The sequence below is a fragment of the Acidaminococcus fermentans DSM 20731 genome (genome assembly GCF_000025305.1).
Taxonomy (GTDB): Bacteria; Bacillota; Negativicutes; order Acidaminococcales; family Acidaminococcaceae; genus Acidaminococcus; species Acidaminococcus fermentans.
Genome location: NC_013740.1, coordinates 902,777 through 926,757, shown reverse-complemented (window position 1 = coordinate 926,757; position 23,981 = coordinate 902,777). Strand labels below are relative to the sequence as shown.

At 57.4% G+C, this 23,981-nt stretch carries 21 protein-coding genes, 1 tRNA gene and 1 riboswitch; all 22 genes read right to left on the bottom strand.

Annotated features, from left to right (window positions below; all coding sequences use genetic code 11):
• Window positions 1-10: 10 nt before the first annotated feature.
• The 22 genes from ACFER_RS04195 to ACFER_RS04085 all read right to left on the bottom strand — a co-directional run bounded on the left by ACFER_RS04195 (window position 11) and on the right by ACFER_RS04085 (window position 23,939).
• Complete coding sequence (locus ACFER_RS04195) at window positions 11-2,284, bottom strand: DEAD/DEAH box helicase (RefSeq protein ID WP_012938174.1); 2,274 nt, start codon at window positions 2,282-2,284, stop codon at window positions 11-13.
• Window positions 2,285-2,296: 12 nt separating this feature from the next.
• On the bottom strand, window positions 2,297-3,616 hold the full coding sequence (locus ACFER_RS04190) for an ATP-binding protein (RefSeq protein ID WP_012938173.1): 1,320 nt from the start codon (window positions 3,614-3,616) through the stop codon (window positions 2,297-2,299).
• Entirely contained in the window at window positions 3,613-5,184 is a 1,572-nt protein-coding gene (locus tag ACFER_RS04185) for a TerB N-terminal domain-containing protein (protein ID WP_012938172.1), read from the bottom strand. Before ACFER_RS04185 ends, ACFER_RS04190 begins: the two co-directional genes overlap by 4 nt.
• 141 nt (window positions 5,185-5,325) lie before the next feature.
• On the bottom strand, window positions 5,326-6,189 hold the full coding sequence (locus ACFER_RS04180; RefSeq protein ID WP_012938171.1) for a pyridoxamine kinase: 864 nt from the start codon (window positions 6,187-6,189) through the stop codon (window positions 5,326-5,328).
• A 446-nt stretch (window positions 6,190-6,635) separates the two neighbouring features.
• A complete protein-coding gene (locus ACFER_RS04175; protein ID WP_012938170.1) occupies window positions 6,636-7,286 on the bottom strand; it encodes a Flp family type IVb pilin in 651 nt (216 codons plus the stop codon).
• A 155-nt stretch (window positions 7,287-7,441) separates the two neighbouring features.
• Window positions 7,442-8,326 carry an RluA family pseudouridine synthase gene (locus tag ACFER_RS04170; protein ID WP_012938169.1) on the bottom strand — a complete coding sequence of 295 codons (885 nt, stop codon included), beginning with the start codon at window positions 8,324-8,326 and terminating at the stop codon, window positions 7,442-7,444.
• 1 nt (window position 8,327) lies between these two features.
• A complete protein-coding gene (locus ACFER_RS04165) occupies window positions 8,328-9,659 on the bottom strand; it encodes a M20/M25/M40 family metallo-hydrolase (protein ID WP_012938168.1) in 1,332 nt (443 codons plus the stop codon).
• Window positions 9,660-9,680: 21 nt separating this feature from the next.
• Window positions 9,681-10,502, bottom strand: a complete 822-nt coding sequence (locus ACFER_RS04160) for a MetQ/NlpA family ABC transporter substrate-binding protein (RefSeq protein WP_012938167.1) — start codon at window positions 10,500-10,502, stop codon at window positions 9,681-9,683.
• A gap of 91 nt (window positions 10,503-10,593) precedes the next feature.
• Window positions 10,594-10,693, bottom strand: a riboswitch (SAM riboswitch).
• Between the two features lie 78 nt (window positions 10,694-10,771).
• Entirely contained in the window at window positions 10,772-13,051 is a 2,280-nt protein-coding gene (gene pflB / locus ACFER_RS04155) for a formate C-acetyltransferase (RefSeq protein ID WP_012938166.1), read from the bottom strand.
• Window positions 13,052-13,162: 111 nt separating this feature from the next.
• Entirely contained in the window at window positions 13,163-13,894 is a 732-nt protein-coding gene (gene pflA / locus ACFER_RS04150) for a pyruvate formate-lyase-activating protein (protein WP_012938165.1), read from the bottom strand.
• A 173-nt stretch (window positions 13,895-14,067) separates the two neighbouring features.
• Window positions 14,068-14,760, bottom strand: a complete 693-nt coding sequence (locus ACFER_RS04145) for a Crp/Fnr family transcriptional regulator (RefSeq protein WP_012938164.1) — start codon at window positions 14,758-14,760, stop codon at window positions 14,068-14,070.
• Complete coding sequence (locus tag ACFER_RS11750) at window positions 14,757-16,145, bottom strand: 3-hydroxyacyl-CoA dehydrogenase NAD-binding domain-containing protein (protein WP_012938163.1); 1,389 nt, start codon at window positions 16,143-16,145, stop codon at window positions 14,757-14,759. The genes ACFER_RS04145 and ACFER_RS11750 overlap by 4 nt, the downstream gene beginning before the upstream one ends.
• A gap of 113 nt (window positions 16,146-16,258) precedes the next feature.
• A complete protein-coding gene (gene argC, locus ACFER_RS04130; protein ID WP_012938162.1) occupies window positions 16,259-17,185 on the bottom strand; it encodes an N-acetyl-gamma-glutamyl-phosphate reductase in 927 nt (308 codons plus the stop codon).
• A gap of 115 nt (window positions 17,186-17,300) precedes the next feature.
• Window positions 17,301-17,504, bottom strand: coding sequence for a hypothetical protein (locus tag ACFER_RS04125; RefSeq protein ID WP_012938161.1), 204 nt, complete (start codon window positions 17,502-17,504; stop codon window positions 17,301-17,303).
• Window positions 17,501-18,982, bottom strand: a complete 1,482-nt coding sequence (locus ACFER_RS04120) for a Y-family DNA polymerase (protein ID WP_012938160.1) — start codon at window positions 18,980-18,982, stop codon at window positions 17,501-17,503. Before ACFER_RS04120 ends, ACFER_RS04125 begins: the two co-directional genes overlap by 4 nt.
• A gap of 193 nt (window positions 18,983-19,175) precedes the next feature.
• Complete coding sequence (locus tag ACFER_RS04115; protein ID WP_012938159.1) at window positions 19,176-19,616, bottom strand: Asp23/Gls24 family envelope stress response protein; 441 nt, start codon at window positions 19,614-19,616, stop codon at window positions 19,176-19,178.
• A gap of 16 nt (window positions 19,617-19,632) precedes the next feature.
• Complete coding sequence (locus ACFER_RS04110; RefSeq protein ID WP_227898312.1) at window positions 19,633-20,454, bottom strand: nitroreductase family protein; 822 nt, start codon at window positions 20,452-20,454, stop codon at window positions 19,633-19,635.
• A 93-nt stretch (window positions 20,455-20,547) separates the two neighbouring features.
• Window positions 20,548-20,622 (bottom strand) — tRNA-Asn (locus ACFER_RS04105).
• Window positions 20,623-20,680: 58 nt separating this feature from the next.
• Window positions 20,681-21,472 (bottom strand): amino acid ABC transporter permease, encoded by a 792-nt coding sequence (locus tag ACFER_RS04100; RefSeq protein ID WP_012938157.1) that lies wholly within the window; start codon window positions 21,470-21,472, stop codon window positions 20,681-20,683.
• A 13-nt stretch (window positions 21,473-21,485) separates the two neighbouring features.
• The gene (locus ACFER_RS04095) at window positions 21,486-22,181 is read right to left on the bottom strand and encodes an amino acid ABC transporter permease (RefSeq protein ID WP_012938156.1); all 696 of its coding nucleotides are present in this window, start codon (window positions 22,179-22,181) and stop codon (window positions 21,486-21,488) included.
• Between the two features lie 97 nt (window positions 22,182-22,278).
• Window positions 22,279-23,157 (bottom strand): transporter substrate-binding domain-containing protein, encoded by an 879-nt coding sequence (locus tag ACFER_RS04090; protein WP_012938155.1) that lies wholly within the window; start codon window positions 23,155-23,157, stop codon window positions 22,279-22,281.
• A 56-nt stretch (window positions 23,158-23,213) separates the two neighbouring features.
• Window positions 23,214-23,939, bottom strand: coding sequence for an amino acid ABC transporter ATP-binding protein (locus ACFER_RS04085; protein ID WP_012938154.1), 726 nt, complete (start codon window positions 23,937-23,939; stop codon window positions 23,214-23,216).
• Window positions 23,940-23,981 lie beyond the last annotated feature (42 nt).

The window sequence follows — 23,981 nt, the reverse complement described above, 5'->3', positions numbered from 1 at the left end:
TTTCACTGGGTCAGCGGGGCTCCCGGGTTTCCGGTGCCCCCACAGCCTTTTTCCGATTCTCCGTCCATTCCCGGACCCGTTTCCGCACATCCTCCAGGTTCAGTACCCCCAGGGCGAACCCTTTTTTCACCAGTTCTTCCGGCAGGTACTCGTCATATTTGTCAAAAAGCGGCACTTCGTGGGGATAAACCAACTCCAGCGGATCGATTTCCTTCTGGATTTCCTCCTCCACCACCTGGAAAAAGGACTCCTCATTCGCTTCCATGGTAAACTGCATAAAGAAGGGCCGGAAGGGATCCAGTTTCTTCAGGCCCAGTTTCTGGGCGCATTTCAGGTTCAGGAACCGTTCCAGGGCCAGGAATCCGTAACTCCCCAGCCAGGGCAGCAGGCACCACATTTTGCCCCCCAGCCGGATCAGGGGCTTTTCCGCCGCTCCTGATGCCTTTGCAGTGAATCGGGCCTGCTGGAGCCGGGCCACCGCATTCTTCATCAGATAGGGATAGTTCCGGTCTTCCCGGAGCACCCGGCGCATCCGTTCCAGCACCTTGGTGTGGATATCCCCGGGACATTCCCCGAAATAGGCGGGCACTTTTCCCTTCACCAGTTCGCAGTAGATCACATGGCGCTTCCGGTCCACCTCCAGCACCCGCCACACATGGCCGGCCAGGGCGATTTTCTCGCCCGGAGGGGGAGGCGCCACCACGGTGCCCAGTTCCTGGGAATCGCAGCGGACGGTGAATTCCTCGTTTTCCTGGAACACCCCATAGAATTTGAAGGAACGGATCACCCGCTCCCCGGCCAGGCCCACAATCAGTCCCCCCTGCTCCGTTCTTTGGATATGGTCTTCGGCAATGAGATACCGGAGCAGCACCTTGTAGTCCTCCTGGGTAATCCGGTGGAAATAGCTGAGCCGCAGCACCCGGTCCGCCAGGGCCGCCGGGGACATTTCCCCGTTGCTGGCCAGCACACTCATGGTCTGGTGGTACAGGAGGCTGTAGGGCAGCCTGTCCAGCCGGGGCGGTTCCACCCATCTTTCCTCCAGATACAGCTGGATCAGGGCAATCCCCTGGAGCAGTTTCCAGGGAATGGTGGCCGGCAGCATGGCCCGGATCTCCGGTTCATCTTCCCGGATCACGAACCACATTTCAGGGGGCAGATCCCGCCGTCCCGTCCGCCCCATCCGCTGGAGGAATGAGGAAACAGTCCAGGGAGCATCGATCTGGAAGGCCCGTTCCAGCCGGCCGATATCGATGCCCAGTTCCAGGGTGGAAGTGGTCACGGTGGTCAGGCTCCGGCTTTCGTCCTTCATCAGTTCTTCCGCCGTTTCCCGGTAGGAAGCGGACAGATTCCCATGGTGGATCAGGAACCGGTCCGGTTCATGGTTCAGTTCGCAGTACTGCCGGAGACTGGTGGTGACCCCTTCGCACTCCTCCCGGGAGTTCACGAACACCAGGCATTTCTTGCCCCGGGTATGTTCAAAAATGTACCCCAGCCCCGGATCCGCCTGGGCCGGAGCCTGGTCCGTCTTCTGGTCCAGAGCCGGCAGGGCGGCGATATCCGTCCGGTCTTCCCCGGCCTGGGCGTCCTTCACGTAAAAATGTTCCATGGACAGCCGCCATCGGGTCCCCGGAGCCTTCACCTGGGGGATCAGGGTCTTCCGTCCCGTTCCCATGCTGAGGAATTCTCCCACTTTTTCCGGATCCCCCAGGGTGGCCGACAGGCCGATCCGCCGGGGATTCACCCCGGCCAGCCGGGACAGCCGCTGGATCAGGCACAGGGTCTGTCCCCCCCGGTCCCCCCGGAGCAGGGAATGGACCTCATCGATGACCACGAACCGCAGATCTCCGAACAGCCGGGGAATAGCCATGTGCTTGTGGAGCAGCAGGGCTTCCAGGGATTCCGGGGTGATCTGCAGGATTCCGGAGGGATGCTTCAGCAGTTTGGCCTTGTGGGACTGGGATACATCCCCATGCCAGTGCCATACCGGGATGCCCCCTTCTTCGCACAAAGGCTGGAGCCGCAGGAACTGGTCGTTGATCAGGGCCTTCAGGGGTCCGATGTAAATACATCCCACACTTTTTGGGGGGGCCTGGGCAAACAGGGACAGGATGGGGAAGAAGGCCGCTTCCGTCTTGCCGGAAGCCGTGGAAGCGGTGAGCAGCAGATTCTCATCTGTATTCAGCAGCACATCCCCTGCCGCCACCTGGATGGGCCGGAGTTCCGACCATCCCTGGCTGTAGATGAAATCCTGGACAAAAGGTGCATACCGGTCAAAGATATTCATGATTTCCTTTCGTTAAATGGTGAATTCCGCGAACTCCGGAGCGGTTTCTTCTCCTTCCACAGCGTTTTTCGCATACTGGAAGCTGTCGGACTGGAGCAGTTCCGCCACCTTCAGTTCCGGATGCTGGTACAGGATATCCAGCACCTCGATGAAATCCCGGATCACTTCCCGGGGGGTAATGTGGGAATCCGCCCCGATCCGCTGGAATTCAATCCGGATGAAGGATACCAGATCCTCCTGGGTCACTTTGGGTGCATAGCCGTAGAGTGCCCCATGGATTTCCGCCAGTTTTTCCACCAGCACCAGCATTTCGTCGCTGGTCAGGGGCTGGAGACGGATCACCGGAGCCAGCAGATCCTTGTGTTCTCCGGCAAAATGGCCTTCTGCCAGCCGGGAACGGAGAGCTTCATAGCTGTAGACCCCCCGCCGGGGATCTTCCATGCACTGGGGAGTGCCCCCCATGATGATGCCCAGGTAATGGGCCTTGCCCTGGAGGGTATCGTTGTACATGGTGAGGATCTTTTCGTAGTTGTACTGCCGGGTGATGGCATGGGGGATCTTGTAGATGTTCACCAGTTCATCAATGCACACCAGGAGCCCGGCGTACCCGGCCTGTTTCAGGAACAGGGCGAAGATCTTCAGGTATTCGTACCAGTCCTCATCGGAAATGATGATGTTCACCCCCAGCTCCTGCCGGGCTTCCGTTTTGGTGTGGAATTCCCCCCGGAACCACTGGATGACTTTGGCCTTGGTGGCCTCGTCCCCCTGGCGGTAGGACCGGTAATACAGGGTCAGCAGCCGGGCGAAATCGAAGCCGTGGACCATTTCGTTCAGGGCATCGATCACCTGGCCGATTTTCTGTTCCACCCGTCCATCCAGCCGGCCGTCCGTCAGAGACAGGCCGCTTTCCGCCACCACCTGCTGCTGGACCTGGTTGATCCACCGGTCCAGGATCAGCGGCAGGGCGCCTCCTTCCGGCCGGGTCCTGGTGGCCATGTTCCGGACCAGTTCCCGGTAGGTGGCCAGCCCCTGGCCCTTGGTTCCCTGGAGTCGCCGTTCCGGGGACAGGTCCGCATCCACCACCACAAAATCCTTTTCCATCACATAGTTCCGGATGGTCTGGAGCAGGAAACTTTTCCCGCTGCCGTACCGGCCCACAATGAACCGGAAGGAAGCGCCTCCATCGGCGATCACTTCCACATCATGGAGCAGGGCATCGATTTCGTTCTTCCGGCCCACGGTAATATAGGGCAGCCCGATCCGGGGTACCACGCCCCCCTTCAGCGAGCTGATCAGGGTCCGGGCAATCCGTTTGGGTATCTTCAGGGTCATGGTTCTATCGTTCCTTTCAGGTCTTCCAGGTAATCTTCTATCACAGAGGGCGGGTCCCCGGCTTCCAGGACCGTATCCCCGAATTCCTCATAGCATTTTTCATTGATGCTGTCCGTGAGGATGGAGGGCATCAGGCCTTTGGTTCCCGTCCAGGAAGTGTCTCTTCCGTAGAGCAGGTCCTTCAGGTAATGGTATTCGTCTTCCGTCAGGTTCCAGGGCAGACCGGAAGATTCCGGTGCCGGAGGATTTTCTCCAGCCGGAGAAGAAGCACGGGCGGAAGTGTCTTCCCAGTCCGAACCGTCCGGAGATCCGGCCAGTCTGTTCCCCCTTTCCCACGTTGCAGAAGGATCCGGCTGTTCCGGAATGGCGGGCAGCACTTCCTCCCGCCGTTCTTCCTCCGTCATCAGTTTGTCCCGGGTCACCGCCGCATCCTGGCGGATCCTGTCCAGCTGATCCAGGTGGAACACCACTTTTCGTTTTTCCGCTTCCGCCTGTTCCTTCCGTTCCTCCTCCACCGCCTGGTGCACCAGACGGGTGAGCCATTTGTAAGACAAGGGCTGCTGGAGGGGCTGGGGAAAATCCAGTTCGTCCCGGAGCAGCCCGTCCAGGGTCTTCATCAGTTTGCCCAGTTTCCGAAGCTGTTTGGCCGTATAATCCAGATGACGGAACGTCCACACCCCGTTCCGGTCCCGGTAGACGCACACCGGATTCACCTGCAGGGTAAAATCCCGGTTGTCTTCCCGGCGCAGGAACACCGCGTTGGCAAACAGCTCCAGCCAGTCATAGGATGGCCCTCCCACATGCTCCAGCAGAAATCCCTTCTTCCGGTGGGATTCCCAGTAAGCCTGGATCATCCGGTAGATCCGGCCCAGCAGACGGATCGTGTCTTCCGGCTGCTGTTTGTACAGCCGGGAGCGGGAAATATGGTAGGTGGAAAACAGGTCCAGGGCCTCGAACAGTTCCTGGTCAGAGACGTTCTTATAATTTTCCAGCACCAGATAGGCCTCATCCTGCCGGGAGCGCTTGGTTTCCGGCAGCAGTTTCGGATCCAGCTGCCAGTACAGCACATAATCCCGGAGCCACTGGTGGAGATAGGGCAGGATCCGGTCGTCCAGCATCCCGTAATTATCTCCAAAAGATTTCAGTTTATCGTAGCCATCCTGGGGATTTTCCACCCCGATCTGGTTCAGCAGCTCATAGATGTACAGGAAGGCATAGGTCAGGGAAGTCCGCTCCAGCTGCTGATGCCGCAGCCGGGTCCGCCAGCCGAAATAGCCCCGCAGTTCCTGGTCCGTCAGCACCCGGTAGGTGGGATAGTAATGGAGCACCGGCAGGTCGTACACCGTATCGTCTTCGTAAGCAGCAGCGGCCATTCCCTGACGGACAAACAGTTCCGGGGTGGTTTCATACCGACTTTCCCCGTCTTTTTCCATGGCCCGGAGCTGTTGAAGGGTTTCCGGCAATGGAGCAGGCGGTTTGCGGGGTTTGATGGGTTCGGAGGCATACAGTTTCTGGAGCAGCCGGAAGGCCTCCTCTTTTTCAGCCGGTGTCTTCTTCACCAGATCCATGTCCATTCCCCCTTTTTTTCAACTGACCAGGACTCCGTCCAAAAGCAAACATTTTTTCACCAATCTTCATTATAAATCACTGGATGGAGAAAAAACAAGGGGGGATGTTGCACAGGATATGCAACATCCCCTCCCGCCGGCTTACGCCATACACGTGGTGCAGTTCTTGGACTGGGGGAACAGCAGCTTCCACAGACACCCTTCCAGGACCACCCCTTCTTTGGGATCCGTACCGGCTTTGATGGTGGTGTCGATCACATAGCTCACATAATCCGCCGCTTCCTGGACGCACCGGTTCAGATCCCGGCCGTTGAGCACATACCCCAGCAGGGTGCTGGTGAACACATCCCCGGTACCGCAGGTGGCAAAGGGCAGCCGCTTCACTTCATAGGCTTCCGGGAACAGCTGGTTGGGTTCAGAGCTGACAATCTTCAAATGCTCTTCATCACAGGGTACGCTGGTGATCACCACCTGTTTGGGTCCCAGAGCCAGCAGCTTGTCGCAAAGGGCTTCCAGTTCGTCTTCCGTGGGTGCCCCTTCCTTCCAGGGGGTATCCGTCAGCAGGCAGGCTTCCGTATAATTGGGGGTGATCAGGGTGGCATGGGCCACCAGCTTTTTCATGGCTTCCACCATGGAATCATCGAACACCGGGTACAGTTTCCCGTCATCCCCCATAGCCGGATCCACCACCGCAATGCGGTCTTCCCCGGCAAACTGGTCAATGGCGGCGATCACCTGGGCCACCTGGTCCGGGCCTGCCAGGAAACCGCTGTACACTGCATCGAATGACAGCCCCAGGGCCTTCCACTGTTCCCGGTAGGAAGCCATCAGGCCCGTCAGATCCCGGTTCACGAATTTTCCATAGGTCAGGTTATTGCTGTACAGCGCCGTAGGGAACGGGCAGACCTGATGCCCCATGGCAGACAGCACAGGCACCGCCGCCGTAAGGGAACAGCGCCCAAAGGAACAAAGATCATGGATAGCCAGAACACGTTTGATTTTCATGGAAATACCACCTTTCAAATGCTGAAAATAAGCACGGGCAAATGGGTTAGTCATAGGAGTATTGTACCCTATTTGGGGCAGAGATGCCAGAGGGGGCAGCCTGCGATGCCGTAGAGGGCGCAGGCCGGTTGCCCCGCACAGCACACAAATAATCAGCAATCAAGCGGGCCTCCGGTTGTGGGCCCCTACGGTACCGCAATGGGTCGTTGGAATTTCGTGCGTTTCGCGGGCTCCCCGGCGTGGAGCCCCTACGGTATTGCAATGGATCATTGGATTTCCGCCGTCCCGCTCTGCACTCTTCCCTCTGCACTGTTTTTCTCAGTCCAGCCGCACCATGGCGGGATCCAGGTTTTCCACGCTCCAACCTTTTTTATTTATAGCAAAAAACCTGCCCTGTCAACACAGGCGCAGGTTTTGTCATGGTTTATTCAAGGAAAGGACATTTTCTATTTCAAATTGTTGGTCCGGGTGGGATCGATAATGAACCCGGATCCACTGGGAGAGGGTCCCACGAAGCCCTTGACATTTTCAAAGACCGTTTTCCCTGAGCCTACGGCACTTTTCCCCTGGCTGTTGAACAATCCTTCCGTAATCCTTACCGTGGCGTTATTCCCTTTGGACGCCTCATAATACTTTGTGGGATTGCTGTTGTAATCCGCTGCCAGCTGGCTGAATGTGACGCCATTGTTGGCTGCTGCCGAGTAATAGGAAAACACGGTTGTCCCATCGGTTTGGACTCTGGCAAACCAGCCGTCTCCCTCTTTGGTCTGGATATTCAGTTTCCGGGCCAGGTCCTGTCCCGCTGCACTGTCCGAAGAAATCACCAGGGTGCTGGATGGTTTCCCCTGGAGCACATCCGCCAGCCCGTCGTACCGTCCCTGCCGGAGCCGTTCGATGATATCTTTCGCTGTGGACGCGGCCGGGAGTTTTTCCTTGGAAGCTTCGTCCAGGAGAGCGCTGGCGTTGTTGAATACAGAATTGATGGACCCGGCCAGGCCGCCATTGGCACCGGCGTTGTATATCCATCCGCCGATACCGACGATGATTGCCAGCATCAGTGCATATTCAATGATGTCCTGCCCTTTCTGTTGTCTCATCCGTATCCATCTCCCTTGCGGTGTTCTTATTTGATTATATCATATTTTAGGAGAGAGGTCAGAGCGTCCTTTCAGGCAATCCTGCGGGTTCATCGTTTGTCGTTCATCGTTCATCATTTTGGGTGGCAAATGCCGGGCATTTGCCTTCCTGCTCTTCACTCTGCACTGCTTTTCTCCCCCAGCAGCCCCTCCATATCCCCCGGCATCGGTGCGGTGAGGAGTATCTCTTCTCCGGTCCGGGGATGCCGGAAACGGACGGTCCAGGCGTGGAGAGCCTGACGGGCGATCCGGCCGTCTTTTGTCCCGTACAGGGGATCCCCCACCAGCGGGTGTCCTTCGTGGGCAAAATGGACCCGGATCTGGTGGGTCCGGCCGGTGAGCAGATGGATTTTCAGCACCGTCCATTCCTGGTTCTCTTCCAGGATCCGGTATTCCGTCACCGCCGGCCGGCCATCGGGCCGCACGGTCCACCGGTCCACCCCTTCCGCCACCCGGCCGATGGGATGTTCGATTCGTCCCTGAGGAATCCCCCACCTTCCTTCACAAACCGCCAGGTATTCCCGGTAGATCTGGCTGTGATCCCGGGTCAGGGCGTGTTTGGCGAAAGCGGATTTGGCCACCATCAGGACTCCGGTGGTATCCCGGTCCAGCCGGTACAGCGGATGGATGCCGCAGTGCTGTCCGGTCCGGCGGAAATACCCTCCCACGGCCTGGACCAGGGTATCCCGGGCGCCCGACCAGGTGGGATGGATCAGCATCCCTGCCGGCTTGTCCACTACCAGCAGATCCTCATCTTCATACAAAAGGGAAAGGGGCAGATGGACGGGAATCACCGCCGCTTTTTCTTCCCAGCGGAATACAAGCCGGTCCCCGGCTTCCAGCCTGTGAGAAGGACTGGAAACCGGGGATCCGTTTACGGTGATGGTACCGTTCCATTTGATTTTGCGCCAGAGTTTTTCCGAAAGGTGCATGGGCCCCCGGGCTGCCTGGCGTACACAGCATCCGGCATGGTCCCGGTCCACCTGGTAGCTCAGTTCCATATCAGTAGGACCGCAGAAATTTCTTGAAAAAGTCCACGCTGCCCTTCAGGGCATCGGCGGGGATCTTTTCGTTCACCTGGTGGGCGGCTCCCCACCGTTCATCCCGGCGATACCCGGAAAACAGCATCACATTGTCGGCGATCCGCTTGTAGTAATGGCTGTCGGTGCCTCCCAGCATCAGAAACGGCACCACGTCCACCTTGTCCCCGTACTGCTCCTTCAGGACTTTTTCCGCCACCTGGATCCCGTACCCCTGAGGATCGGAGGCGGGCAGCGGATCCTTCCCGGACACATGGCGGATTTCCACCCCTTCCGGCAGGAACTGGCGGAAATACCCTTCACAGGATTCCACCGTATCCCCCTGGAGCACCCGGACGCTCATCTGGGCGGCTGCATGGCTGGGCAGCACATTGGGCTGCTTGCTGGCTTCTGCCATGGTAAAGGCAATGGTGGTGTGGAGCAGGGCGTCCAGAGCCGGATCTTCCTGTGCCAGCTGGCACAGTTCCTTCCAGTGGCCTTCCGGATCTGCATAGATGGCCCGGCGGCTGCCTTCCTGGAGCCTGGCACTTTTCTGGAGATGGGCCAGGGTGAGCGGCGTGAGCCGGTAAGGGAAAGGATGGCTTTCGATGGCCACAATGGCTTTGGCCAGGGTCCCCAGAGCCGTGCCCTTTCCCGGACGGCTGGAATGGCCTCCGGGAGAATTGGCGTAGATCTCGAAGTTCACGGGAGATTTTTCTGCCACTCCGATCTTGGCTTCCAGCTTGTCCCCTACCGGGAACAGGCCGCCTCCTTCATCCACCACGGTACCCAGCCGGATGCCCTTCTGTTCCAGGTTTCGGGTGAGCTTTTCCGCTCCGTCCACATCGTTTTCCAGGTACACTTCCTCGCTGTAGCCCAGGGACAGATACAGGTCATAGGAGGGCCGCCAGCCTTCTGCCAGCAGGGCTTCCACCGCTTCCATTTCCGCCAGCAGCAGATGCTTGCAGTCGGTGGTGCCCCGGCCGCAGATGCAGCCGTCGATCAGTTCCCCTCCGAAGGGGTCGAAGGTCCACTGGCGACCGTCCCCCACTTCCACCACATCTTGGTGGGCCATGAGCAGCAGGGGCTTTTTGTCGCTGCCGCTGCCTTTCAGATGGAACTGAAGGCCGGCCTGGCCCACTTCATCCAGCTCCATCAGGCTGAAAATATGGGGATAGAATTCCCGGAACGCTTCATGGAGCTTCTCGAACTGGCTCCAGTCCACCCGGTCCACATTGGCGTTGGACACGGTGGCGCACTGGATGAACCGCTGGAGATGGGCGGCGTATTTCTGTTCTTCTTTTGTAAGATTCACTGCCGTTCCCTTCTTTCTCAATTACCAGGCAGGTTCCAGGTTGCCCTTGCAGTTTTCCAGGATGTAATCCTTTACCGGCTGGCTCTGGAAGATCTGGACGAATTTCTTGTAGGTGGGGTTGTCCTTGTCTTCTTCCCGGGCGGCGATGATGTTCACATAGGGGCTGGTGTTGTCTTCCTTGGCAATGGCCAGTTCCGGAGCCAGTTTGGCGCTGTTGGCATAGCCGGCGTTGATGACGGAGGCCGTGGTGTCATCCAGGCTGCGGGGCAGCTGCGCTGCTTCCAGTTCCAGGATCTGCAGGTGTTTCGGGTTTTCGGTGATGTCGTTTACGGTCAGTTCCGTGGCTTTTACATCCGGGTTCACTTTCAGCAGGCCCAGTTTGCTCAGCATCAGGATGGCCCGGCCACCGTTGGAAGGATCATTGGGGATGGCGATCTTGGCGCCGTCCGGGATGTCCTTGATGTCCTTGATCTTGGTGGAATACAGTTTCAGGGGAGCCAGATAGGTCTTGCCGATGCTTACCAGTTTGGTCCCGTTCTTTTTGTTGAAGGCCAGCAGAAAGGGTTCATGCTGGAAGGAGTTCAGGTCGATGTCCTTCTGGGCCAGGGCCTGGTCCGGGGTTACATAGTCACTGAAGGTCTTGATTTCCACCGTCAGCCCCTGTTTGGCGGCTTCCTTTTTCACCACTTCCATGATCTGTTCGGAATACCCGGGAGTGATTCCCACGGTGATGGTTTTCTTTTCCGCCGGAGCGGCCGCCTTTTTGTCGCTGCCGCAGCCGCTGACCAGGCTGGCCAGAGCCAGTACGGCTACCGCTGCTGCAATCCATTTCTTCAGTTTCATACAACATCTCTCCTTTTTTTGCCTTCCCGAAAGCCACACAAGAAAAACGCCACCTGCTGGACAGATGGCGTTTCTGATGACTGAGCTCGCTTTTTCATCTGCCAGGGAATCCCTGTTGGAATTGGCACCTTCCCATCCGGGGGTTGCCGCAGCTTCATAGGGCCAAATCCCTCTGCTGCTCTCGATGAAGGTATGTGATTTTGATGGTTCTGATTCTACACTACTTCACTAGGAAAGTCAAGGGTTTTTTGTAACCTGATCAAGAACAGTTACATCTTCTGATGGGCGCGGCGGGCGATGACGTCCAGCTGCTGTTCTCTTGTCAGGTCGATGAATTTCACCGCGTAGCCGGATACCCGGATGGTGAAGTTGGCGTATTCCGGTTTTTCCGGATGTTCCATGCAGTCGATCAGCTTGTCCACACCGAACACGTTCACGTTCAGGTGGTGGGCTCCCTGGTCGAAGTAACCGTCCATCACCCGCACCAGGGTGGCTTTCTGTTCTTCTTCGTTGTGGCCCAGGGTTTCCGGAGCGATGGTCTGGGTGTTGGAAATCCCGTCCAGCGCGTATTCGTAGGGCAGTTTGGCTACGGAGTTCAGGGATGCCAGCAGGCCGTTCTGTTCCGCACCGTAGGCCGGGTTGGCACCGGGAGCGAACGGGGTATAGGCCTTCCGTCCATCAGGCAGGGCACCGGTGGCGCCGCCGTACACCACATTGGAGGTGATGGTCAGGATGGAGGTGGTGGCTTCGGAATTCCGGTAGGTGTGGTGTTTCCGCAGCTTGGTCATGAAGGTCTTCAGCAGCCACACGGCGATTTCATCCGCCCGGGGATCATCGTTGCCGTATTTGGGGAAGTCCCCTTCGATCTTGTAGTCCACCACCAGGCCGGATTCATCCCGGACCGTGGAGACTTTGGCATATTTGATGGCGCACAGGGAATCCACCACATGGGAGAACCCGGCGATACCGGTGGCAAAGGTCCGGCGCACATCGGTGTCAATCAGGGCCATTTCAGCCGCTTCATAGTAGTATTTGTCATGCATGTACTGGATCAGGTTCAGGATGTTCACGTACAGCCCGGCCAGCCAGTCCATCATCAGGTCGAATTTGTGCATCACTTCGCCGTAATCCAGCACTTCAGAAGTGATGGGCGCATATTCCGGCCCCACCTGCATGTGTTTGCCGTCCTTGGTCAGGAACTTTTCGTCCTTGCCCCCGTTGATGGCGTACAGCAGGCATTTGCCCAGGTTGGCCCGAGCCCCGAAGAACTGCATTTCCTTCCCGGTCTGGGTGGCGGATACGCAGCAGCAGATGCTGTAGTCATCGCCCCATACGGGCTTCATCACATCGTCGTTTTCGTACTGGATGGAAGAAGTGGTGATGGAAATGTGGGCAGCGTATTTCTTGAAGTTATCCGGCAGTGCGGAAGAATACAGCACAGTCAGGTTCGGTTCCGGAGAAGGCCCCATGTTTTCCAGGGTATGGAGGAACCGGAAGTCGTTCCGGGTGACCATGTGCCGGCCGTCCATGCCGATGCCGGCCATTTCCAGGGTGGCCCATACCGGGTCACCGGAGAACAGCTGGTTGTAGGACGGGATACGGGCGAATTTCACCATACGGAATTTCAGGGTCAGGTGGTCGATCAGTTCCTGGGCCGCCTCTTCGGTCAGGGTCCCTTCGGCCAGGTCACGGCTGATGTAGATATCCAGGAAGGTGGAGATCCGGCCCACGCTCATGGCAGCCCCGTTCTGGGTCTTCACGGCAGCCAGGTAGCCGAAGTACAGCCATTGTACCGCTTCCTTGGCATTCTTGGCCGGGGCGGAAATGTCATAGCCGTAGACTTTGGCCATTTCCTTCATCTGTTTCAGGGCCCGGATCTGTTCCGCCAGTTCTTCCCGCTGCCGGATGATGTCGTCGGTCATGACGCCGCAGCCGCAGTTGTCCAGATCTTCGTTTTTCTTGTTGATCAGGAAGTCGATGCCGTAGAGAGCCACTCTCCGGTAGTCCCCCACGATCCGGCCCCGGCCGTAGGTGTCGGGCAGACCGGTTACGATGTGGCTGTGACGGGCCCGGCGCATTTCAGCGGTGTAGGCATCGAACACGGCCTGGTTGTGGGTCTTGTGGTATTCGGTGAAAATCTTGTGGAACTTGGGGTTCACTTTGTACCCGTAGGTTTCCGCCGCTTCTTCCGCCATTTTGATGCCGCCGTAGGGCATGAAGGCCCGTTTCAGAGGCTTGTCGGTCTGGAGGCCCACCACCTGTTCCAGATCCTTCATGGATTCATCGATGTAGCCGGGGCCGTACGCCGTCAGGCTGGAAACCACTTCCGTTTCGCAGTCCAGCACGCCGCCTTTGGCCCGTTCTTCCTTCTGGAGTTCCTGGACCTTTCCCCACAGTTTGTTGGTGGCTTCCGTAGGCCCTGCCAGGAAGCTTTCGTCCCCGTCATACGGGGTATAGTTGTTCTGGATGAAATCCCGGACATCCACATCGTCCGTCCATTTCACGCCTTTAAAACCTCTCCATGCAACATTCTGATTGATGCTGTTCATTACAGATCCTCCTTTTGAGTTCCTGATGGTTTCGTTTTCGATGGCTTAATCATAGCCCTTTTCCTGTTTGAAAACCTTGACTGGAATCAAGTTTGTTTAAACTAACCGATTTTATATGGCTCTCAAAATCGCCCGTGCCTTGTCCACTTCTTCCCGGGTGGGGGGCTTCACGTCCTTCAGCTGGTTGGGGATGCCCAGTTCTTCCCATTTGTACAGCCCCATATTGTGGTAGGGCAATACTTCCACCCGCTGGATATTGGCAAGGGTATCCAGGAACTGCCGGGTCCGCTTCAGGGATGCCGGATCATCGGTCCAGCCGGGCACCAGCACCTGGCGCACCCAGATGGGCTTTTTGCTATCGGACAGATACCGGAACAGGTCCAGGATATTGTCATTGGGCTGGCCGGTGAGCTTTTTATGGGCTTCCGGGTCGATGTGCTTCACATCCACCAGCAGGATGTCCGTCACTTCCATCAGCTGCTGGAACTGGCTGAAGAAAGGCTCTTTCCGGGTAAAGGGCTGGCCGGCCGTATCAATGCAGGTGCCGATGCCCCGGGCTTTGGCCTTCCGGAACAGGTCCAGCAGGAACTCCATCTGGAGCAGGGGTTCCCCGCCGCTGACGGTGATGCCCCCTTCCGGTCCCCAGTAGGGCCGGTACCGTTCCGCCTGGTCCAGCAGTTCATCGGCGGTTTTCAGCTGGCCTCCCTGGCCGCATTTCCAGGTGTCCACATTGTGGCAGTACAGGCAGCGCATGTGGCAGCCCTGGACAAAGATGATGAAGCGGGTGCCGGGCCCGTCTACGGACCCGAAGGTTTCGATGGAATGGATACGTCCCTGGATCATAATGACCTCCTGATAAAAAAGACCCCATCAAAGGGGTCACCATTGTGTACCTCTTGATGGGTCTCATTGTATGTCTTTTTGGAAAAAGGTTCCTTGATTCCAGTCAAAATCTGAAAAAGGACCCGTCCCACAGGCGGGTCCTTTCCTTCGGCCGTTGGCCGTTGACAGCTCTTTCAATAATTCACCAATTCCATGAGCCGGTCCGGATCCAGGATCCGGATGCTGCTCTGGCCGGTCTTTTTCACATACCCTTCCCGTTCCAGTTCCTTCAGCTTCCGGCTGATGGTTTCCGGCCGCAGGGCGATCAGCCCGGCCATTTCGTCCAGCCGCAGGGTAATGATGTCGCTGGTCTGCCGCCGGTACCGGTACAGCAGCAGCCCCGCCACCCGTTCCTTGGGGTCCGCAATGCTTTTCAGCAGGTTCCGCCGGTTGGCATCGTGGAGCTTCTTGCTCAAAAGGGCAATGATCCGCATGGCCACTTCCGGTTCCTGGATGGCCTCTTCGAAATCTTTCCGGGCCAGCTTGCAGTACTCCACCTCCGTCATGGCAATGGCCGAAGCGGAATACCGGCTGTCGGGGACCAGTACCCCTTCCCACATGGTATCGTGTTCCACAAAGATGCCGGCAATCCGCTCCAGTCCGTCCTGGTCGTAGGTGCTCAGTTTCACCCGGCCCCGGTGGATGATGTAGATGGCGTCACAGGCTTCCCCCTCCCGGAACAGGCAGCCTCCCTTGGGCAGGGTCAGCCGCACCGCCCGGCGCAGCAGGGTGGTCACCTTTTCCGGAGGCAGGCCCACCAGGAATTCCACGTTCTTCAGACATTCTCCCCGGCAGCTCCTGCACTCTTCCGGCACTTTCCCAGTCATTTCTTTTCTCCGTACAGGGCGTCATACACCGCCTGGAGCTTCTTGTCCCGGGCGGCGGTGGCTTCCCTGGCCTTGTCCCCGGCATAATCATAGAAGCCCTTTCCGTTCTTCACCCCGTATTCCCCGGCCTGGAACTTTTTCGCCAGCAGTTCCGGCACGGCATGGGAATCTTCCAGATCCGGCATCAGGTATTCGCTGATGTGATAGAACACATCCAGGCCGCCGAAATCCACCGTTTCCAGGGGCCCCAGGCAGGCCCACCGGAAGCCCAGGCCGTATTTCATCACCGCGTCAGCCCCTTCCACGCTGACCACCCCGTCCCGGACCAGGGCCAGGGCTTCCCGGAGCACCGCCAGTTGGATCCGGTTGGCCGCAAAGCCGGGCACATCCTTTTCCACCAGGGCCGGTTTCTTCCCGATGGCCAGGGACAGGTCATAAATGGTCCGGGCCACATCCGGCCGGGTTTTGGCATTTTTGATGATTTCGATCAGGGGGATCAAAGTGGGAGGATTGAACCAGTGCATCCCCAGGAACCGTTCCGGACCGGTGACGGCTTCCGCCAGCTTGTTGATGGACAGGCCGGAGGTATTGGTGGCGATGATGGTTTCCGGATCCGCCAGGAGGCTCATCTGCCGGTAGAAATCCAGTTTGATGTCCAGATTTTCCGCAATGGATTCCACGATCAGGTCCCGGCCCCGGAAGGCGTCCAGGCTGGTGGTGAAGGTGATCTTCTCCGCCGCTGCCGGGGAAATCTTCGTTTTTGCCTTGTCCAGAGTGGGCTGCCGATGGTTCCACAGCGTCACTTCATACCCGTTCTGGGCAAAGATATCCGCCATGGAATAGCCCATGGTCCCGGCGCCTGCAATGGTGATTTTTTTGATGTCCATGGTCAAAAGTCCCTCGATTCTCTGAAAATGGAGGAAATCGTCCTGTTTTCCCAGCTGCCGGATTTCCCCGGGAGTGGCCAGCCGGAAGCTTTCCACTTCGTCCTCCTGGATCTTTACCTGTTCCGGCATAAAAATTCCCCGGAATTCATAAATATCCACAAAGTAATTGTTCTGTTCGGCCGGGCTGTCGCTCCGGTAGGTATGGATGCAGCGGCCCTGTTCCGGGGTGAAATGGAGCCCGGTTTCTTCCGCCACTTCCCGGAGAACCGCCTCCTGGGAAGTTTCCCCGGCCCGGACGCCCCCTCCGGGGATCTCCCATTTCAGGGGAGCCCATTCCTTGTCCCCTTTCCGCTGGGTGATCAGGATCCGTCCTGCGGCGTCCCGGATCAGGGCCAGCACCGTCAGATGGTAGTCTCCCGGTTTCATGTGCCAGTCGTTCCGGACCATTTTCCGGCCGGTGACCTGTTTACTGCTGTCGTAAATATCCCAGTATTCCATGGGTGTCCCTCTCTTTCCTTCTCATGAAAAGAACCCGGCCCAAAGGACGGGTTCTCTCTTTCGGCTAGTGACTGGTGACTAGTGACTGCCAGCTGGTGCTGCTCCGCAGCACCTTACAATTCCAATCCCGTTGCCGGATCCAGGCCCATGGCGATGTTCATGTTCTCAATGGCCGCACCGCTGGCCCCTTTGCCCAGGTTGTCGAACTGGGCGGATACGGTGAACCGGTCCTCGTTGCCGCATACATAGATCCGCAGGGAATCCTTCCCGGCCAGGGTATTGGACCCCAGCATCTTGGGCAGTTCCTCGTTCTGGACCACGGTGATGAAAGCCTGATCCCGATAGAAATCCGCATACAGTTTCCGTACCGCTGCCAGGCTCAGGTCCTGGGGCATGGCAAATCCGGCCGTTACCAGCATCCCGGCATAGTAGGGCGCTACGATGGGCAGGAAAATGGGAGACTGTTCCAATCCCGCATATTTCAGGATTTCCGGCAGATGCTTGTGCTGCTGGTTCAGCCCGTAGATCCGGGGCGCATCCAGTTCCTTGTCATGGAGATTTTCATAGGAAGCGATCATTTTCTTGCCCCCGCCGGAATACCCGGTGAGAGAGGTCAGGGTATAGAGCCCGTCCGGTGCAATGAGCCCGGCTTTCACCAGGGGAGCCAGCACAGCAATGGAGCCGGTGGCATGGCAGCCCGGGTTGGAAATCCGGCAGCTTTCCTGGATGGCATGGAAATAGGACGGTCCCAGTTCCGGGAATCCGTAAGCCCAGTTGGGATCACACCGGAAGGCCGTGGAGGTGTCGATGATCTTGGTGTCACAATCCCTGGCGGCCGCCGCCACTTCCCGGGAAGCAGCATCCGGCAGGCACAGGAAGGCCACATCGGCCATGTCGATTTTTTCCAGACGGGCATCCAGGTTCTTCCGGAGATCCGCACTGATGGAAAGGAGTTCGATATCCTTCCGCTGCTTCAGCCGCTGGGCCAGCCGCAGACCAGTCGTCCCTTCGCCGCCATCGATAAACACTTTAAACATCATGACCACCCCTCATTTACTGCTGTATCTGGTGCACAGTTTGTATAGTAGAACCATTATAGCACAGAACCTCCTGAGGGAACAGATTTTTTATTTGGATTTTGTGCATAAAAATACATTATGCTTTTTCCGGATCCCGGATGCGCTCCACCTGGGCTTCCACCGCTTCCTCCTGCTGCCGGATGGCTTCTTCCACCAGTTCCCCATAGCCGTTCAGGGCGGCAAAAGGCGCAAACTGGGCGGCCCGCTGCTTCCGGCGCATCCGGGGGTGGCCGGGGATTTCCGGATGATCCATTTCCATCATATCTGCATAGTCCTTCATGCCCGATGCCCCCCTACCTGTCCGTTCCGTTCCCGGGTCATGGCTCCCTGGAGCAGGTTGCTGCCCCGGAGCAGGACATTTTTGCCGTACCGGCTCTGGATGGACAGGATGGTTTCCTGGAGCTGGTCCTCCCGTCCCCGGACATACACCGGACCGGGCTCCCGGACAAAAAGATCCGTTTCTCCCCTCAGGACAGGCAGGCTTTCCGGGTTCCGCACATGCTCCGCATTCAGGCTGATTTTCCGGATCAGCAGATGCGGATCCGCAATCCGGTCAAAAAGGGCCAGGGTCTCCTGCCGGATCACCTGGCCGGAAGCGGTATATCCTCCCGGCAGGTTCCGGGACCCGTGGGCATGGACGGGCACCGGCCTTCCGTAATGGTCGGCAGTCACCTTCCCCCGGTAGGACCGGCGCCGTTCCGGATCTTCCAGGTTGCACCGGTCATACCCCAGGGTCATCACCAGCTGATCCGTCACCCGGTGTTTCTTTGTCAGGTCCAGGGCCAGCAGGTCTGCCATTTCCCACACCAGGAGCCGGGCCTTTTCCGCCGTACAGGGCTGCTGGAGCACCTGGCCGGATCCCAGGCTGCTGCTCCGGGGCTCATAGGTCCGGATATCCTGGAGGGTACAGGGCTCCCAGCCCCAGGCGTGGTCGATGAGCAGTTCCGCATTCACTCCGAACAGATGGTACAACAGATCCGGATCCTCCAGGGACATCCGGGCCACAGCTCCCATGGTGTACATACCGTACTGCTGGAGCTTCCGGGTGATTCCCGGCCCGATCCGCCAGAAATCCGTCATAGGACAGTGGTCCCACAGCAGCTGCCGGTAGGTCCGTTCCGTCAGGGCGGCGATCCGTACCCCGTCCGGATCCGGTTCCATATGCTTGGCCACAATGTCCATGGCCACCTTGCACAGGTACAGATTGGTGCCGATACCGGCGGTGGCGGTGATTCCGGTTTCCCTGAGCACCTGCCGGATCATCTCCCGGACCAGGCCGTGGGGCGTCCAGCCCCCGGATTTCAAATAGGGCGTCAGATCCAGCAGCACCTCATCTACGGAATACACATGGATGTCTTCCGGAGCCATGAACTGGAGATAGATCTGGAGCACCTGGGCACTTTTTTCCATATACCGCTGCATATGGGGCATGGCCGTAATGTATGCCACTTCCAGGCTTTTGTCCCGGTCCAGCCGGGAAGCCAGGTACGAACGGCCGGTAAAAGACCGGCCCCGGAGAGAAGCCCGGCGGAGGGCGTTCATCTCCTCCACCTGCCGGATCACTTCGAACAGACGGGGCCGGCCCGGGATGCCCCAGGCCTTCAGGGCCGGGGACACCGCCAGGCAGATGGTCCGGTCCGTCCGGCTCCGGTCCGCCACCACCAGGCAGGCATCCAAAGGATCCAGTCCCCGTTCCACACATTCCACCGAGGCATAGAAAGATTTCAGATCGATGGCCCCATAGACTCGCTGTTCCATGACTCTCCCCGCTTTCGTTTGTTTTAATAAACATTTGTTTGCTATTATCATAGCACAAATGGGGAAAAGGGGCAAGGGGGAAGCACAGCCCTTCGGGCGGAACGGCGTCTGTCTACGTCCCACTGTTGTCCATCGTCCCTCGGCGTTGACCGCTGACAAAAAAGGAGCTGTTGCATGCGCAACAGCCCCTTTCTCACTCCCCTGCTTCCGCAGGGCTTTCTTCTGTTTTCTCCGGTTCTTCGGCCGTTTTTTCCGACGCTTTGGCTTCCGGTTCTTCCAGCCGGGCCACGATGATGTCCACCCGGTCCACCTGGAAATCGGTGATCCGTACCACTTCCTTCACCACGGCTTCCCGCAGCTGTTCGATCACATCCGGAATGGACGCATCACAGGCCACGGACACCTTCAGGGTGAATCCCACGTGGCCCTTTTTGACGGTTCCGTTCTCCGTCACTTCCGCATCGGTCTTTTCCACCGACACCGGCGGCACATTCTTCCCGGTAAGCCCCTTGGCAAAGGACATCAGGCCCCCGCCGGCTTCTTCCCACAGGTTCACCTGGGGCACCCGGTCCGCAGCCAGCCGCACCAGCTGCACAAACACTTCTTCACAGATAATGGTCTTGCCCTGGATCATGGTATCAGCTCCTTTTTTACCGGAACTCCACCTTCAGATGCTGGCGGTTCACCAGCCGGTTGTACTTGTATTTGGGATACCCTACCAGCAGAGTTCCAACAATCACCTGTTTCTGGGGAACCTGGAGCAGTTCCCGCAGCGGGGCATAGTCTGCCCGGGCACAGGTTTCAATAAAGCCCATAATGGTGGTTCCCAGGCCCAGGGTGGGCGCATACAGTTCCACATAAGCCCAGGCCTGTTCGCAGTTGCTGACCCCGGTCACGTTCAGCCGGCGGGCCAGTGCGAACACCAGCTGCTTGGCATTCCGGCCGATGATATCCACCCCACGGCCCCGGTATACTTCCAGCACTTTCCGGAAATACCGGCGGCGGGGAGAATCGTTGTCGATTTCTTCCTGCATCCAGTCGGCCACACAGTCACAGATTTTCCGGATCAGTTCCTGATCGGACACCACAATGTAGTACAGCCCCTGGGAATTGGCCGCGGTAGGTGCATACCGGGCAATGTCCAGCAGCTGGCGCATTTTGTCTTCACTGACCAGTTCCGGGGTAAAGTTCCGGATGCTCCGGCGCATCCGCAGGAAATTGTATGCCGTTTTGGAATCCAGCACCGGCATGGGAATGGGGTCCATTTCAGCCTGGGGACAGCGGGAATTGTCAAGAGCACCGGTAGGGCAGACGGAAACACAGTGGCCGCAGGACATGCAGGACATATCATTGATGCACACAGGACCGTTCTCTTCCATTTCAATGATACAGCTGGGACAGACCTTGGAGCAGATCCCGCATTTCACACATTTATTCTGATCGACCGTTAAAATTCCAACCAAATGAAACACCTCATATTCTCTCTGACTGCAGTGCTGCCGGGGAAGCGGCGAACCCCTGTAAATTTAAAAAAAGCCGGACATCCGTCCGGCATGATTTGCAATTGGCTCCCCGAGTAAGACTCGAACTTACAACAACTCGATTAACAGTCGAGTGCTCTACCATTGAGCTATCGGGGAATCTCAACGAAGATTATTCTACACGAAATACCGATTCCTGTCAACAGTTTTTTTGATTTTATTTTGCCATTTCCACATTGGCCGGCACTTCAGGCGCTGGTTCTGACTCCCCTACCTTTTCCAGGTTGGCCTGGACATGGCGGACCACACAGGACAAGCTGTAGTTGATGATGAAATACACCAGGGCCGCAAACCCGAACAGGACAAATACATCGGATACATTGATCTTGCCGGTTCCGTTGTACAGGGCCGCTCCGCTGAGGACCTTGTTCACCCGGGCCATCAGTTCGATGGTGGCCACGTTGGCCAGGAAGGAAGTATCCTTGATGATGGTGATCACCTGGCTCATCAGGGTGGGGATGATTTTCCGGAAGGCCTGGGGCAGGATGATGTACCACATCACCTGGACCATATTGAACCCCTGGGCATAGCCGGCTTCGAACTGCCCCTTGGAAATGGCGTTCAGGCCGCCCCGGATGATTTCCGCAATGATGGCCGACTCAAAGATGGTCAGGGCAATGGTGCACTTGAACAGCAGCTTGGTTTCCACAGAGCTGAGGCCCAGCATCCGGCGCACACCGGGAGCGGGGAAAAAGACTGTGCCGATGAAGATCCAGAACAGCAGGGGCGTGTTCCGGAACAGTTCGATATAGGCCGTGGCGGCCCAGCGGAAAACCCGTTCCGCAGGCCGGGTGCAGTAGTTCCGCGCCAGGGCCAGGACGGAGGCGATCCCCAGGCTGGCGGTAATGGAAACCACCGCCAGGAGCAGCGTGAAGCAGACTCCTTTCATCAGGAAAGATACAATATCCGGATTTTTCAACATGGCAATGCTGCCAGCCAATGTACTCATACTCCATTCCTCCTCAGGCATTCATCATTTCGTCCTGGGCCTTCAGTTTGGCTTCCCATCTGCCGGCCAGGGTGGACAGGGGGAAACAGATGGCGAAGAACAGGACACCGCAGACGATGTAAGCCGGTGCATAGGAACCGCCGGTGGTGGCCCCCGTTACGAAATTGTAGGTGGAAGAAATCAGGTCCGCCCCGCCGATGATGTACAGCACCGCGGTGTTCTTGATCAGGTTCCCGATCTGGTTCACCGTAGGCGGCAGGATGATCTTTACCGTCTGTGGCAGGATGATGTATGCCATTTTCTGGGTGTAATTGAATCCCTGGGCATCCGCCGCCTCAAACTGTCCTCTGGGGACGGCTTCGATGCCCGCCCGGATCACTTCCGCCATATAGGCTCCATGGTACAGCCCCAGGGAAACGATCCCGGCTGCCAGGATCCCGATCTTGTGACCGGAGAAGGACAGGGCATAATAGAGAAGACACAGCTGCAGGATGAGCGGTGTGTTCTGGATGGCTTCCACATAAATCCGGTTGATGGCATGGGGCAGCCGTTTGCTGCTGACCCCCATCAGCCCCAGCAGGATTCCCAGCACCGTGGCAATCAGGATGCCTCCTATGGCGCTTTCCACGGTAACGGAAAACCCCTGTATGAAATTTGCTTTGTGAGCCAGCACAACGGCCCAGGCCTTTTCTGAAAATAAACCGCCCATAATCATTGCCTCCTGTTGAAAGAGAAGGGCAATCCTTCCCGCTGTCCGCGAATTTGGAGGATTGCCGCTTCCCGCCTTGCATTCACTTTCCTGCTGCTTATTTGTCCAGTTTGTACTTGGCCATCAGTTTCTTGATGGTGCCGTCTTTCAGCCAGCCCTGGACAGCTTCTTCACAATATTTGCTCATGCCGGAACCCTTCTTGGTGGCCAGGCCGTAATCCTGGGGAGCAAATTCTTCCTTGATGAAGGTACGGTCATCGGTATGGTAGATGGCCAGGATGGATTTATCCACGCAGAACGCGGAAACTTCGCCGGAAGTCAGGGCCGTGGAGATGGCCGGATAATCCGCATACTGTTTGAAGCTTACGCCTTTGGTCCAGGTGGCTGCATCGAAGTTCTTGGGATCGAACCCTTCCCCGTCGATGACCTTGGCCTTGATCATGGCTTCAACCAGTGCCTTGGCGGAAGTGGAACCGGAGGATACCCCCACCACTTTGCCTTTCAGGTCAGCCAGGCTGTTGATGTTGCTGGCTTTTTCCACCAGTACCCCAACATGGTCCGTATAGTAAGGAGTGGTGAAATCCCAGGACTTTTTCCGTTCCGGCGTAATGGTAAAGGTTGCGGCAACCATATCGATATCCCCGGAATCCAGAAGAGCCGTACGGGTGGCTGCCGTTACCGGCGTATATTCCACATCCACACCCAGTTTCTTGGCCAGTGCTTCACCCAGGTCGACTTCCAGCCCGGTGAATTTCCCGGTGGCCGGATCCTGATACCCGAATCCCTTGGTGGAGTTCTTGACCCCTACCCGCAGGACCCCACGCTTTTTGATGGCGGCGATATCTTCCGCCACATTGGAGGATTTACCACTGTCGGCACTCTTCTTTTCATCCCCACAGCCTGCAAACAGCGATACGGCCATGAGTACGGTAACCCCTACTGCAAAGATTTTTCTCAGTTTGCCCAAACTTTTCATGATAAAACCTCCTTCAATTGCTTCCTTGCTGCTCTATGATTATCGCCGGGTGGTTTTCAGCGGATAATCTTGCTTAAGAACTTCTTCACCCGTTCATTGGTGGGATTCACGAAGAAGTGATCCGGTGTCCCCTCATCGATGATCCGGCCGTCTTCCATGAAGATGATCCGGTCGGCCACCTGCCGGGCAAAGCCCATTTCGTGGGTCACCACCACCATGGTGATGTTCCCTTCTTTCGCCAGCTTGATCATGACATCCAGCACTTCCTGGATGGTTTCCGGATCCAGTGCCGATGTGGGTTCATCGAACAGGATGATCTTGCTTTCATCGCAGAGGGCCCGGGCAATGGCGATCCGCTGCTGCTGGCCGCCGGAAAGAGTGGTGGGATACACATTGGCTTTGTGCCGCAGCCCGACCACTTCCAGATAATGGTAAGCGGTCTTTTCCGCATCCTCTTTGCTCTTGTGCCGGAGTTTCATGGGTGCCAGGGTCAGGTTCTGCAGTACCGTCATATGGGGGTACAGGTTGAACTGCTGGAACACCATGGACATGTTGTCCCGGATGATCTGGGTCCTGTTTTTGTGGGTGAGCTCTGTGCCGTTGATGTACACATGCCCATCCGATGGTTCCTCCAGGAAATTCATGCACCGTACGGTAGTGGATTTCCCTGAACCAGATGGCCCGATGATTACCAGTTTCTCCCCTTCTTTCACTTCCAGGTTGACGTCCTTCAATACATGGTTGGTGCCAAAGTACTTGTTGACGTGCTCGAGTTTGATCATCATAGCCATCCCTGCCTTCGTTTGATTTGCAATCATTATAGC

Excerpts from the sequence above, each read along its gene's own strand:
- ACFER_RS04190 (WP_012938173.1), bottom strand. The coding sequence starts at position 3,616 with ATGACCCTGAAGATACCCAAACGGATTGCCCGGACCCTGATCAGCTCG.
- ACFER_RS04195 (WP_012938174.1), bottom strand. The coding sequence starts at position 2,284 with ATGAATATCTTTGACCGGTATGCACCTTTTGTCCAGGATTTCATCTAC.
- argC (WP_012938162.1), bottom strand. The coding sequence starts at position 17,185 with ATGATGTTTAAAGTGTTTATCGATGGCGGCGAAGGGACGACTGGTCTG.
- ACFER_RS04090 (WP_012938155.1), bottom strand. The coding sequence starts at position 23,157 with ATGAAAAGTTTGGGCAAACTGAGAAAAATCTTTGCAGTAGGGGTTACC.
- ACFER_RS04145 (WP_012938164.1), bottom strand. The coding sequence starts at position 14,760 with ATGACTGGGAAAGTGCCGGAAGAGTGCAGGAGCTGCCGGGGAGAATGT.
- ACFER_RS04185 (WP_012938172.1), bottom strand. The coding sequence starts at position 5,184 with ATGGATCTGGTGAAGAAGACACCGGCTGAAAAAGAGGAGGCCTTCCGG.
- ACFER_RS04115 (WP_012938159.1), bottom strand. The coding sequence starts at position 19,616 with ATGATCCAGGGCAAGACCATTATCTGTGAAGAAGTGTTTGTGCAGCTG.
- ACFER_RS04180 (WP_012938171.1), bottom strand. The coding sequence starts at position 6,189 with ATGAAAATCAAACGTGTTCTGGCTATCCATGATCTTTGTTCCTTTGGG.
- ACFER_RS04100 (WP_012938157.1), bottom strand. The coding sequence starts at position 21,472 with ATGAGTACATTGGCTGGCAGCATTGCCATGTTGAAAAATCCGGATATT.
- ACFER_RS04085 (WP_012938154.1), bottom strand. The coding sequence starts at position 23,939 with ATGATCAAACTCGAGCACGTCAACAAGTACTTTGGCACCAACCATGTA.
- ACFER_RS04095 (WP_012938156.1), bottom strand. The coding sequence starts at position 22,181 with ATGGGCGGTTTATTTTCAGAAAAGGCCTGGGCCGTTGTGCTGGCTCAC.
- pflA (WP_012938165.1), bottom strand. The coding sequence starts at position 13,894 with ATGATCCAGGGACGTATCCATTCCATCGAAACCTTCGGGTCCGTAGAC.
- ACFER_RS04125 (WP_012938161.1), bottom strand. The coding sequence starts at position 17,504 with ATGAAGGACTATGCAGATATGATGGAAATGGATCATCCGGAAATCCCC.
- ACFER_RS11750 (WP_012938163.1), bottom strand. The coding sequence starts at position 16,145 with ATGGAATACTGGGATATTTACGACAGCAGTAAACAGGTCACCGGCCGG.
- pflB (WP_012938166.1), bottom strand. The coding sequence starts at position 13,051 with ATGAACAGCATCAATCAGAATGTTGCATGGAGAGGTTTTAAAGGCGTG.
- ACFER_RS04170 (WP_012938169.1), bottom strand. The coding sequence starts at position 8,326 with ATGGAACTGAGCTACCAGGTGGACCGGGACCATGCCGGATGCTGTGTA.
- ACFER_RS04120 (WP_012938160.1), bottom strand. The coding sequence starts at position 18,982 with ATGGAACAGCGAGTCTATGGGGCCATCGATCTGAAATCTTTCTATGCC.
- ACFER_RS04160 (WP_012938167.1), bottom strand. The coding sequence starts at position 10,502 with ATGAAACTGAAGAAATGGATTGCAGCAGCGGTAGCCGTACTGGCTCTG.
- ACFER_RS04175 (WP_012938170.1), bottom strand. The coding sequence starts at position 7,286 with ATGAGACAACAGAAAGGGCAGGACATCATTGAATATGCACTGATGCTG.